Origin of the sequence: Acinetobacter sp. NIPH 2100 (assembly GCF_000369805.1) — a bacterium.
Taxonomy (GTDB): Bacteria; Pseudomonadota; Gammaproteobacteria; order Pseudomonadales; family Moraxellaceae; genus Acinetobacter.
This window is the reverse complement of record NZ_KB850224.1, coordinates 1,528,317-1,541,470: the sequence shown is the minus strand read 5'-3', so window position 1 is coordinate 1,541,470 and position 13,154 is coordinate 1,528,317. Positions and strand designations below refer to the sequence as shown.

Sequence of the window (13,154 nt, the reverse complement as noted above, 5' to 3'; positions counted from 1 at the left end):
TAAAGAGGGTCTGTTTGTTCTTTTAAATCATGTTTTATTCATCATTCAGCGCACACTCAAAACTATTTGGATTTTGTTTACAGCGCACCTTTTTCAAAAAGTTCATCATTTTAGGATCATAGATGCCTGCCTTGGTGAGTGAAATACGTGCCTCACGCATCATTTTCATATAATTCACTTGCTCTTCAGGTGAAATGATCATCCAGTATTTTGCAGGAATTTCTTTTTCGTACTTTGAAATGATATTGAAGGTACGACCGAGTTGACCCGCTACCCATTCACGCGACTTTTGTCCAAATCCTTCTGGAAACTTGTCCTTTCGAATAATAAAATTTGCAGAAATTTGTGTCAGTGGAAATTTTACGATGCCACCTTTATCCCCCAAACCCTTATAGAGTTCAAACGGCTTATAAGCAACAATCGGTGCAGGCACGATATCAATTTGATGGTTATTAAACTTTGCCCCTGCATTGGTGACATCGACAGAAACTGCTTGCGCTCCAACTTGTGCAACCAGTTTAGGTTGAGCTTCATCATAAGCAAAAACACCGATCTTCTTGCCAGCAGCCTTGGCCAAAGTATTAATACTACGATCAGAGACAAATAAATACGCAGGGCCAATCGTACCCAAACCTGCAATCTCATAAGGGCCGTTGAGCATAGTTTTTGCAGCTTGCGGTTTAGAAAGCAATTGATAAGCAAGGATCGCTGTTTTTAAATCGGTTAATGCACCAATAGCGTCCAATGAGCCAACATATTTATTGAACTGTCGACCACGTAATCCACTGATAATCGCGCCATCACATTGCCCTACTTTTAAATCTTCTGCTGCAACACGCTCATCCACATAAGCACGCAAATCGATTTCTGCACCCCACTTTTTTGCTTCCAGTGCATAATCTTTTGCTAAGGCAAAGGCATCACCTGATTTACCCACAGGATCAAATACACATACCGTCTGTTTCGCTTGCGTTGTTGTAACACAGCCCAATAATGCCAAAGCAATTAAACCATTTTTAATTATCATCTCTTTCTTCCCGATAAGATTTATTCCTTTATCACAACCGATTCGTGGTGATTATCCTATGACGAGATTTGTTTTTTTCATGTATTTGCAGTCAATCAACTTTTAAAGGCATTTACTTAGAGGATGTTCAATAGAAGATAATTTTCACCTATAGGCGATATGAATCCTATCTAGGTGAAAATTAAACCAGTGGTCCTATTCATCTTTCTGCTGCGGTGGAAGCGCATAGGTTCCGATTACATGTGCAACAGGTTCTTCATCATCAAGCGAATATAACCACACTTCTCCTGTGACCAAGGTTTTACCGACTTTGATTAATTTACACACTGCTCGAATATCGCGACTTCCATTCGGTTTGCGAAAAAAATTGATGGTCATATTGGTGGTAACCGCCATCGCAACCAGACCTAAATGTCCCATGATGGCGATATAAAGCACATAATCAGCAATCAGCATCAAGGTTGGGCCAGAGACTGTTTGACCTGGTCGTAAATCCCTTGCATCAACTTGGTACAACAGTTGTGCACCTTTTGGCGTAATGTCTTCAATCACACTTTTCTTAAGTGCCTGTGGAAACTCTTGTGCCAAGAATCCCATGATTTCATCTTTGGTTGCAGCCATGCTCTCTCCAGTTATTAATGTTACAGTGCCTCTGCTTTAAAACAGGAACCCAAAATCCATTTCTTAATCCGATTTATCTGATAACTCATTCAAAACTTGCCAATACGTCGGTGGCGCAGACACATGACCACGTTCTCTTAACATACGATGCATTCTTGGCAATTTAAAATACGGCACAGCGGCCATCAAATGATGCTCTTTATGATAGTTGACATTGATCGGTGCAACCAAAGCTCGCGCTAAATAACCTGCTTTGGTGGTCCGAGTATTGGTCAACGCGCTATTGCTGGTTTCCATTCCTGCATGCTCCGCCATTGAACGGACTCTGAGGAATAAAGGAAATGGCGTTAAATATGCCACGACCCATAATGCATAAAGTTTAGGATGACCTGCCGCCCATAATGCTGAGAATAGCACAGCGTTGGTTGCAATTGCCCCACCACTATTTTTAAGCAAGGCTTTGGTATAATCACTCCAGTGTCTGCCTTCCTGAGAAATCCAGCGACGATCATTTGATACCGTCCACTCCATTTTCTCAATATCCATCAGCACTCGACCAACCGCAAATTTGAATCCAGTCACCCCTGATATATCACGCATAAATTTACGCATTAATGATTTTTTCGAGGTTGGAAAACCTGCGACTAATGATAAATCTGGATCATCCACCGTTGAGGTTTTACTATGATGACGCATATGATGAGCACGATACTTATGTAGATCATTCCAAATCGGACGCGCGCACAACCAATCCGTCAACGTATCATTCAACCATTTGGTTTTAAATAAACTTTGATGTGAAGCATCATGCATGATGATGGCGAGTGCCAGCTGGCGACCTGCTAAAATAACTAAGGCAGCAATACACATAAGTAATTTACCCCAAGCAGGTAAATATGCCCAAGAACTGGACACAGCTGCAAAAGTTCCACCAATGACTGCCCACGTCGAAAATACAGCCCAACTGCCATGAGCATCAGATTTTGCAGTTAACTCGGTAATTTCTTCTCGTGAGAATAAATCACTAATCGCGACACGTGTATTCATATCCCTATCCTGTATTTGTTTTATTTTAAAACTACACAATTTATATTTTTATTTTAAATTAAGTAATATTTCTGTCAATAAATTAAAATTTAAATTATTGTAATATTTGTAATGAACATTTACTCGATACTGCTTTCATAAAATTTCTGCCAAGAGTCCAAACCTATTTGATCCAGCTGTTGCACACTTTGCGCAAATTGTTCACGAAGCTGCACATCGACAAAACCTTCTGGCAACAATGGATCATTCATGAGTAAGGAAATGGTTTGTCGTCCCAATAATAAAGATTCCCGCGCTGCATCTTCTAAACTGAGCTGATCGACAGTCGACAACCATTTTTGAATCATTTGACTATATTTTTCATAGTTTTGATTTAAGGTTTGAGTGGACCAAAGTAATGGAATTGCCGCCAAAGTATCTGCATCAAAATGGCTAATTTGACAGATCTTGGCATTATTTTCCAAGCCCGAAGCTTTTAACTCTGAAATAAGCTGATCAAATGTAATCACCAAATTATCAGGACGAATATAAATTCCTTGTTCTAATTCTTTAAAACCAAAATGCTTTAAGGCCCTTTCACGACGATTTAATGCAGTACGATCAACACGTCCCAACTCACCGGTAAAAACAGCCAGATATTGATGTACCCATGCTTTGGTTTGCTTAATGCCATGCTTACGATTCAGCATGACATTCGCCCATTCATGCGACTGCTCAGTAAATTGATATACACCACGCTCAATGGCTTCAATCACCCCATCACTGGATAATCGTGTTACAGCAACACGGATACTGTTTTCACTGATTTCAAAAAGTCGTGCCGCAATAATGATTTGTTTAATTGAAATCGCTCGACCTTGAAGCCCTAACAGCAAATCAATAATTAAGTCTCGAGCATTCATTTTCGCTATTGTCATTGTGCTATCGAACCAGATCTGAAGGATTTAAATGAAAGAGCAGGAATTTTAACTGAGAATCTCCCTTTTCGCATGTGCCAAAAGGGAGATGTGTTTATTCTTATAAAAAGACGAATAACAGAATGATACCGAGTACGATGCGGTACCAAGCAAATACTCGTAAGGTATGGCGTTCCACAAACTTGACTAAGGCGCTAACCACCAATAATGCAGAAATAAAGGCTGCGACAAAACCAACAGCAATATTCATCATATTGTCTTGCGTCAATACATCCGCATTACGTGCCAAATCAAACACTGCCGCACCCAACATCGTCGGCATTGCCAAGAAGAATGAAAACTCCGTTGCAGCTTTACGAGACAAACCAGAGAACATCCCCCCTACAATGGTTGCGCCTGAACGTGAAGTCCCAGGAATCATCGCGACACATTGCGCACAACCGACCAAGAATGCTTGTTTATAAGTAATCTTGGTCGCATCTGTGGTTTTATGATCAAAATTCTTCGACTCGACCCAGAAGATAATCAAACCACCCACAATTAAAGCAACGGCTACCACAAGTGGGCTGAATAAAACACTCTTGATAAAATCAACCGCGAAAATACCAATCACGACTGCTGGAATAAAAGCGAGTAAGACACTAAAAGCAAAATGCCGAGCTTCTGCATCTCCACTAAAGAAGCCTTTAACCAAGTCAAAAATCTTTTGACGGTACAACCAGCACACAGCCAAAATTGCACCAAGCTGAATAACAACTTCAAAAACACGACCATCATCTGAATGAAAGTCGATCATATGACCAAATAAAATCAAATGACCCGTGCTTGAAATGGGTAAGAATTCGGTAAGACCCTCAATAAAACCTAAAAATAAGGCTTTTAAAATTTCAATATGTTCCATAAATTACTCAAAAGTACGTAATACAAGAATAAAAATAAATGGCAAGCTTACCCTGAAATCTAAGCATTTTATGTGATTGTCAGGTAACGTTTTCACAAAAAGATTCAGAGCACTACAGCAATGGCTCTTAAATAATCATCAGACTGTTTTTCTTCTGCATTTGCTCGACCACTTCATGGGTGTCAAAACCTAAGCGCCAATACAAAAGCTCCAGAACATCCAATTCATCTTGGGTAATAATCCGATCATTCCAGAGACATCTCTCCGCAATAGACAAGATGTTGAGACGGTCACGTAACAACAACCCAGAGACATCATTTAAAATTTCTGCCAAGTCCAATGGCTCATCTGAAATGTCTGCATAAGTTTGCATTTCATCTTCAGTTAAAAGCATCTGTAAAATGCGTTCACGCACTTCCAACTGGTTCGGACTATTAATCTGCTGTACATGCAGTAATGCATCAATCAAATGAACAATCTGAGATTTCACATCTTCAAATGCTGCGGGTAAATGTGCAGGCATTAAGTTCAGTTCCTGCTTTACACGTTCCAATAATAATGCATCCAGTAAACCAACTTCCCCGTCTTCTTGAATAATGCAAGCCAGCTTGGTTAAGAACTGACGTGCAATACTGGTTGGCATATGCCCAATATTTTTACAGGCATCATGGAAAATCTGCACATGAATACGACCATCCAGATTTAATAATGCATCGACAATCGCATGACTCACAGGTGCTTCTTGTGGAATAAATTCACGATATTGACGAATCATTAAAATCGCAACCATTACCTCACGCGAACCTGTCGCCGTCTGCATCGCTCGCTGAATCAATTCAGGTCGCTTTTTATTCTTACGGATTTCTGGATTAAGCGGTTTGATTGCATCATTTAACGCAAAACTGATCGGTGATAAACGCAATAAAGGTAATGGCTGAGGTGAACTCCACGGCATGGTGATATCCGCACTTTCTTCTTCCAAAGAACGGAATAAACTGAACAATGGTCGGTTGCGCAGCTTGCGTAGATTTTCTAATTGTAGATCTTGCAATAAGGTGGGATTTAATTCGTAAATTCGTTCTTTGATACTCGGATGAATATTCATCCAGCTTTGCGGGCTCAGTGAATTGGCAAAACACATATGCGAAATCGATTCAGAATAAGCACTGTGAATTTGAGAACCCGAATGGTGTACATAAATCCGCAATAAGGTTTGGACATTGGCATTATTATTCATCAAACGCATAGTCTTGAGATCATTACGCAAAGTTCGACCACTCAAGGTGAGATATTTAATACAACGTGTAATTAAAATACCCAAACTACCAATCAGCCAAATCACTCCACCAATTGCAACAAAGATGGTCTCAAACTTATTTCGGTAAGACGTTGCATAAGGATTATAGCCTGCTTGAGCAAGTTTACTTCCCCACTGACTAAAGGTGGTCAAGCCGCTATATAAAATTTTAAGCTTGGTATTTTCAACCGCTTCGCCAGATAAAATTTGATTAAACTCATAACTGAGTAAGCCATAAAGCTCAAGTTCATCCAGATTTTGCAGTGCGCCCCAAGTCAGAATAATCGCAATATCTTGTGATCTAAAGCCAGCCGTTAACGCATTTACCCCGACCTCATCAGGCAACACATAGACTGCTGGGGTATCAATATTAAAACTTTTAGCAACTTGATCTACAACTTTTAATGCGGTGCTTTCTTCAGGTGTACTTTCGTCAAAAACCAAACGTCTTGCTTTCAACTGCTTTGCCAATGAGTGCCCGCCCTCGCGTAACACATACAACTCCGCGCCTACGGACCAAAACAGAACCAAAACAAGCACGACAATGAAGTAAGGACTAAGAACGTGCCACCAAATTGGTTGGGTATAATCAAAGAAATGAACGACTAAACCCAAAATTAAATTGAGAATAAAGACCGTTAATAACATTGCGATAAGACAGAAACTGACTGACCATGCAATATTCTTATTTTCAATTAAATAATGGCTCATTTCTTTCAATGTAAGTTTTCCCGATTACATTGTTTCAGTTAAGTTTCTCGTACCCACTATCATAAAATAAAAAAGCGGGAAATTCCCGCTTTTTTATAGATTAAGATGATTACTCTTCTTTAATCCCAGTTAAATCTACCGATGCTGCATCAATATTCACATCAATATAGCCATCTGCCTGTTTCTTAGCAGAGTCACTACGTTTTTGCTCAAGTGCGTCAAGATATGCCTTATCAATACCGCCCGCCACATAGATACCATCAAAGACTGAACAATCAAACTCAGTTAAATCTGGCACTTTGCTGGTACGAACCGCATTTTTCAAATCTTCCAAGTCTTGGAAAACCAAACGGTCTGCACCAATATTTTCACGGATTTCTTCGACTGTACGACCTGACGCAATCAACTCAGCTTTCGCAGGCATATCAATACCATACACATTTGGATATTTCACCATTGGCGCGGCTGAAGCAAAGAATACTTTCTTCGCACCTGAATCACGTGCCATCTGGATAATTTCGTTACATGTGGTACCACGAACAATTGAGTCATCGACCAATAGAACATTCTTGCCTTTAAACTCAAGTTCTACAGGGTTCAATTTTTGGCGAACTGATTTTTTACGTTGCTGCTGACCTGGCATAATGAAGGTACGTCCGATGTAACGGTTTTTCATAAAACCTTCACGGAACTTCACACCTAAGATATTTGCCAACTCTAATGCAGAGGTACGACTGGTATCTGGAATTGGAATTACAACATCAATATCATGCTGCTCACCCCATTCTTTCAAGATTTTATACGCCAGTTTTTCACCCATTTTTAAACGGGCTTTATATACTGAAATCCCATCAATAATGGCATCTGGACGAGCAAAATACACATATTCAAAAATACATGGACGATATTCAGGATTCGCAGCGCATTGTTTGGTAAACAACTGCCCTTCTGAATCGATAAAAATCGCTTCGCCTGGTGCGATATCACGTTCAACTTTAAAACCAAGCGCTGTAATCGCAACAGATTCAGATGCGATAATGTATTCAATACCCTGTTCAGTTTCACGAGAACCATAAACCAAAGGACGAATCCCGTTTGGATCACGGAAACCGACTAAGCCATGACCTGTAATCATCGCTACAACACCATAAGCCCCTTTACAACGCTCATGTACGCGAGATACGGTGTGGAAAATATCATCTGGGCTTGGGTTTAAAGTTCTGATCTTCTGTAACTCATGTGCAAAAACATTGAGTAAAACTTCAGAATCTGAATCGGTATTCATATGACGTAAATCTGTTTTGAACAGGTCATCATGAATTTCGGCAGCGTTGGTCAAGTTACCATTATGAGCAAGGGTAATACCATAGGGTGAGTTCACATAAAATGGTTGCGCTTCAGCACTGCTTGATGAACCAGCAGTTGGGTAACGAACATGTCCGATCCCATAGTTACCAAGCAATGCACGCATATGACGCGTATGGAATACATCACGTACCATACCGTTATCTTTGCGGAGGAATAAACGCCCTTGATGGCAGGTTACGATCCCTGCAGCATCTTGTCCTCGATGTTGCAGCATCGTTAAGGCATCAAATAACATTTGGTTCACTGGTGATTTACCGGCTATCCCAACAACTCCACACATAGCAACCTCGCGACAAGCTAGCGATTAATAAAAAGGATTTTTCGTCGAATGATCAGAACGCTCATCCACTGAAGCACGTTCTGATTGGTCCATTTCTGTCGAAGGGCGACGTAACAACGCACCTTCTGATGTCATTTGATTTAAAGCTTGATTTGCTGCATCTTTGGACAATTCAGTTGCCAAAGGTGCATAAGGTAATAGAATTTGTACAAATTTAGACTGTTTCCAGTGCGGTGAACTCTCAACCCAAGGCCCTAAACCCTGCATTGCGACCAGCACAATCAGCAGCCCCTTCAGAGAACCAAATGCACCACCTGCTAAACGATTTAATGGGCCCAATTTCAGACTTTTCAAGAGCCCATTGAGTAATGCAGACACAATCCATGTACACACCACGATGATCAATACAATAAAGGCAAATGCTGCAATTTTTTGCACAACGGGGTCTTGGCTTAGACTGCTCATCGCAGGTGCCAACATCACAGCGTATTTTGCCCCAACGATCAATGCGAATATCCATCCGATCAAGTTCGCAAAGGCTTTGATAAATCCTTGACGCAAACCGTTCAGCCCTCCAATGAGCAAGATGACCAGAATGATGATATCAAGCGTGTTCATTTCACACAGTCATCGCATCAACACAGTCTTTGACCAGTGTTGGACCCGTATAAATCAGACCACTATAAACTTGTACCAAACTCGCACCTGCTTGTTGTTTTGCAATCGCCTGTTCACCCGCTAAAATGCCGCCCACGCCAATCAATGGAATTTGACCCGCCAGTACTTTAGCAAACTGACCTAAACATTCGGTACTCTTTTCAAACACTGGCGCACCAGACAGCCCGCCAGCCTCATTTCCATTTGGTAGGTTTTCAACCCCATCACGCCCCAATGTCGTATTGGTCACGATCAGGCCATCAATCTTGAATTGCAATAATTGTGCGGCAATGAATTGAATATCTTCTGCTGTTAAATCAGGTGCAACTTTAAGAACCAGTGGAACATAATGATTATATTGATTTGCCAGTTCGAGTTGACGCTCTTTTAAAGTTTGTAGCAACTCGGTCAGTGCATCGCCACTTTGTAAACTACGTAAGTTTTTAGTATTTGGTGATGAAATATTAACAGTAATATAAGACGCGTAATTATAAACTTTTTCTAGACAAATGAGATAATCTGAAACTGCATCTTCAACAGGCGTATCCGCATTTTTGCCGATATTGATTCCCAAAACACCCTTAAACTTTGCAGCTTTTACATTTTCAATCAGCTTATCCACGCCATCATTATTAAACCCCATACGGTTAATAATCGCTTTTGCTTGAGGAATACGGAATAAACGTGGTTGAGGGTTGCCCGCTTGTGGACGCGGTGTAATGGTTCCAATCTCGATAAAACCAAAACCTAATGCTGCTAGTGCATCAATATGTGCGCCATTTTTATCCAAGCCAGCAGCAAGACCGACAGGATTTGGGAATTCAATTCCCATACAGCTCACAGGTTTTGCAGCAACTTTCTGATGCATAAAGCCGAGTTTATGGGCCTTATCTAGCATAGAGAGTGTCAGTTCATGTGCACGCTCTGGCGCTAAAGTAAACAACAAAGGGCGAGCCAATGAATATAACATACCAATCACAGTCTACTGATTTTCAAGTAGGCATATTATAGGCATAGGCGTATCAAAACACCATGCCTGACATTGGGTTTTTAATGGCTTACTGTACTGTTGCAGTTAATTTAATCTGATTATTGTTAGAGACCATATCCATTTTCTGGATACTGATCCCCATTTGAGACAATTGCATCAAAAAGTTAGCTAACACAGCATAATTCTGATGTTCTGCGACAAGCTGAATCTGCTCACCATTTTGTTGTGAAGAAACCGCCAAACCTTGTTGTTGTGCCGTTCGCTGTATTTTATCTGCTGCGGTCAATCCCACATCGTTTGCAGGCTTCATCGTGGCTGCATTACTCTGCATCCACACCGTTAAATCTTTTAATTCATTTAACCGTTTTTGTTGTTGATCTGCCAAAGCATGCGTTTTCCACAAAGCAAAACCAATAACCGTAACAATGACAAAAATGGTGGTAAAAATAACCATCACCCGTTCACGCACAGATAAGCCTTGTAGATATTCATTTAACGCTTCAATTTTCTGATCAAAGCTATTTTGTAATCGTGTGAATGCTTTCATTATTTTACTTTTACCACCCCAATAGCGCCAACAGTATCTGCCTGAACATTGCCTAATTCAGCTTGAAAACCTTGTTGGTTTAATTGTTGAGTTAATCCTTGTAAATCATCCGCAGATTTTGCTTTAAGCGACATCGCCAATACAGAGGCATCATAACTGACTTGCTGTGCAACAATCTGTTTTTGCATCAAAATTGGTCCAACACGGCTTAACAGCGAGAGTGCTTGCGTATCCCCAAGTTGACTCATACGCAACTGACTTTCAAACTGACTTTTAATATTTTGTTCGGTAACACGACTATTTTCACCAAACCAATATTTATATTGCTCAATCGCCTGACTTGCCGTTTGATCAGCAACGCTTTTAAGTTTTGACCAACGTAACGCGTCATAACCCAATTGCACGATGATCACCGCCAATAGTACGGCAGCTGCAGCCTTCCAATAGCCAGACCATTGTACTTCTGCATTTTTTGATTTCGGCAGAACATTAAATGGATGCTGCTTCGGTCTTAATAATTGTTCAAATTGATAACTGAATTCAGTTCGCTCATCTTTACTCGATGCAGTTGCGAGACTATCCAATTGACTGGCATTCAGGTTGGCAAATTTATACTGTGTTTCTGCAGCCTGAAACTCCAAGAACAATCCTAAATCATCAACTGAGTTACCTGTCCATGCATTTTCTCTCACCAATAAATGATCATAAAGATTGACCAGCACCACTTGATTCAGTTCTGGTTCAGGTAAGATCAAGAAGTCTGGTAAAAATGCCACCATTTGGATGGGTAACAAACTCAAGGCATGCTGCCATGTTTCGATCGTAGATTGTGCAACACCCAAAATATTCAGTTGATCATTTTGGAAATGATGTACAACCTTCATGTGATCAATCGGCAAGGTGACAAACTCTTCCAAGAGGTATTTAACACCCTCCTGTCCCAATTGCTTGTAATGCGCTTTGGTCATTGTTTGTTGTAATAATTGTGCATTTCGGCTTGGGAAATAAACCACAGCCTCTTTTCCATGATGCTCGTGCAAGTCTTGAATCAACTGTTCAAGACTATCTGCCTGCAACCAATTTTCCCCAGCCGACCAATACCATGTTCCATTGGTTTCGGGCATCCATAAATACAGCATCGGTGTTCAGTACCCTTATCCTTGCGCGGATATATAAAAATTATAATGTTGGTGTAAAACGATTGTATTGTGTCGATAAACCATTTGCGATCACAGCTTGATCATAAATACGTGCTTCTGCCAATGCAAATGGATTAAAGTTTTCATGGGTCAGTTGTTCGGCAATATGTGCCACAACATTCATATGACAGACCACTGCAATTGACTCATAAGGCAATTTTGACAACCACTCGATCGCATCTTTGGCATCATCATCAGGTTTAATCTTATCGCAAATTAACACAGGAATACCGTGAAAATGTGCTTTGATATGCGTTAATGTTTCCTGCGCACGTAATAGCGGACTCACCACAAAGATTTCTGGTTGAATCACATCCTTTAAGAAATGTCCTGTTTGCTCAGCTTGTTGATGTCCACGCACTGTCAATGGACGCTGCATATCATTTCCATTGATTGCTGGAGAAGCTTCACCGTGACGAACTAAAGTTAACTGCATAAAACGACCTTATTTTTTATAGCTGTATCATAACGCGAATAGATGACAGTTTTTTGATTACACTTCAAGATTCTGATTAGACTTCATGATGAGGTAAAACAAACTCAACATCACTACGATGGCCATTCTTCATCAAAGACAATGCGATTGTCATGGGTGGTGCACCTTCAAAAATCACATCATACAGTGCATTGGTAATTGGCATATACACATCCAGTTCTTCCGCTTTGGTTCGAACCTGTACAATCGTATTAATCCCTTCTGCGGTCTGACCAAGCTCTTTGGTCGCCTGATCCAGTGTTTTCCCTGAACCCAATGCAAAACCAATCTGATAGTTACGACTTAATGGACTGTTACAGGTTGCGAATAAATCGCCCACACCCGATAGACCCAAGAAAGTTAATGGGTTTGCACCCTGCTTCACCGCAAAACGACTCATTTCAGCCAAAGCACGGGTTAGAATCATACTTTTGGTATTTTCACCAATCTTATAAGCACCGCCCATACCCATTGCAACTGCATAGATATTTTTCAAGGCACCGCCCAATTCCACACCATGTACATCATCGCTACCAAACACACGGAACAAAGCACTGTGTAGCGCATGTTGCACTGCATAACGGACCAGTTCTGAATCACTGGCGATGACCGTTCCTGAAGGCATACCTGCCATAATTTCTTTGGCAAGATTTGGACCAGATAAAACACCGTACGGCACTTCTGGCAGTTCTGTGCGAATAATATCGCTCATAAAACTAAAGGTTTTTGCTTCAATCCCTTTGGTCAATGAAACCACAGCCTGAGAAGTAATAAACGGCGCAATCTGTTTAAGCACATCACGGAAAGAATGGCTTGGAATCGCCACCAGAATGATGTCACGATCACGTACAGCCAACTCTAAGTCAGCCACTGCACGCAATGCAGGTTCCAATGGATAATCAGGTAAATAGCGCTTATTGATATGCGTTTGATTAATTTCGTCGGCAACAGCGGCATCACGAATCCAGATCATGGTATCGCAACCATTTCTCGTCGCTAAATTTGCCATGGCCGTGCCAAAACTACCACCGCCCAATACCGTAATTCTGAGTGCTGTTTTCTGATCTACGGCAACTGGCTCAACTAAATCGCTAAAATTTAACTCTGTCATTTTTT

General features: G+C 40.9%; 13 protein-coding genes. All 13 read right to left on the bottom strand.

Going from position 1 to position 13,154, the window contains the following annotated elements:
- Window positions 1-34 precede the first annotated feature (34 nt).
- A complete protein-coding gene (locus F887_RS10855; protein ID WP_005293234.1) occupies window positions 35-1,027 on the bottom strand; it encodes a putative solute-binding protein in 993 nt (330 codons plus the stop codon).
- A gap of 195 nt (window positions 1,028-1,222) precedes the next feature.
- Entirely contained in the window at window positions 1,223-1,648 is a 426-nt protein-coding gene (locus F887_RS10860; protein WP_005293232.1) for a PaaI family thioesterase, read from the bottom strand.
- Window positions 1,649-1,711: 63 nt separating this feature from the next.
- Window positions 1,712-2,695, bottom strand: coding sequence for a fatty acid desaturase family protein (locus tag F887_RS10865; protein ID WP_005293229.1), 984 nt, complete (start codon window positions 2,693-2,695; stop codon window positions 1,712-1,714).
- Between the two features lie 119 nt (window positions 2,696-2,814).
- On the bottom strand, window positions 2,815-3,612 hold the full coding sequence (locus F887_RS10870) for a hypothetical protein (RefSeq protein WP_005293227.1): 798 nt from the start codon (window positions 3,610-3,612) through the stop codon (window positions 2,815-2,817).
- Between the two features lie 100 nt (window positions 3,613-3,712).
- The gene (locus F887_RS10875; RefSeq protein ID WP_005293224.1) at window positions 3,713-4,513 is read right to left on the bottom strand and encodes an undecaprenyl-diphosphate phosphatase; all 801 of its coding nucleotides are present in this window, start codon (window positions 4,511-4,513) and stop codon (window positions 3,713-3,715) included.
- 127 nt (window positions 4,514-4,640) lie between these two features.
- Window positions 4,641-6,530, bottom strand: coding sequence for a M48 family metalloprotease (locus tag F887_RS10880; RefSeq protein WP_171067392.1), 1,890 nt, complete (start codon window positions 6,528-6,530; stop codon window positions 4,641-4,643).
- Between the two features lie 100 nt (window positions 6,531-6,630).
- Window positions 6,631-8,169 carry an amidophosphoribosyltransferase gene (purF, locus tag F887_RS10885; RefSeq protein ID WP_005293219.1) on the bottom strand — a complete coding sequence of 513 codons (1,539 nt, stop codon included), beginning with the start codon at window positions 8,167-8,169 and terminating at the stop codon, window positions 6,631-6,633.
- Between the two features lie 24 nt (window positions 8,170-8,193).
- Window positions 8,194-8,787, bottom strand: a complete 594-nt coding sequence (locus tag F887_RS10890) for a CvpA family protein (protein WP_005293215.1) — start codon at window positions 8,785-8,787, stop codon at window positions 8,194-8,196.
- Window position 8,788: 1 nt separating this feature from the next.
- Window positions 8,789-9,796 (bottom strand): quinone-dependent dihydroorotate dehydrogenase, encoded by a 1,008-nt coding sequence (locus F887_RS10895; RefSeq protein WP_005152211.1) that lies wholly within the window; start codon window positions 9,794-9,796, stop codon window positions 8,789-8,791.
- An 88-nt stretch (window positions 9,797-9,884) separates the two neighbouring features.
- Window positions 9,885-10,364 (bottom strand): type II secretion system protein GspM, encoded by a 480-nt coding sequence (gene gspM, locus F887_RS10900; RefSeq protein WP_005293212.1) that lies wholly within the window; start codon window positions 10,362-10,364, stop codon window positions 9,885-9,887.
- Window positions 10,364-11,503: a type II secretion system protein GspL gene (gspL, locus tag F887_RS10905; protein ID WP_005293209.1), complete on the bottom strand. Its 1,140-nt coding sequence runs from the start codon at window positions 11,501-11,503 to the stop codon at window positions 10,364-10,366. The genes gspM and gspL overlap by 1 nt, the downstream gene beginning before the upstream one ends.
- Window positions 11,504-11,543: 40 nt before the next feature.
- On the bottom strand, window positions 11,544-11,999 hold the full coding sequence (sixA, locus tag F887_RS10910) for a phosphohistidine phosphatase SixA (protein WP_005293207.1): 456 nt from the start codon (window positions 11,997-11,999) through the stop codon (window positions 11,544-11,546).
- 76 nt (window positions 12,000-12,075) lie between these two features.
- Window positions 12,076-13,149, bottom strand: a complete 1,074-nt coding sequence (locus tag F887_RS10915; protein ID WP_005293205.1) for an NAD(P)H-dependent glycerol-3-phosphate dehydrogenase — start codon at window positions 13,147-13,149, stop codon at window positions 12,076-12,078.
- Between the last annotated feature and the right edge of the window lie 5 nt (window positions 13,150-13,154).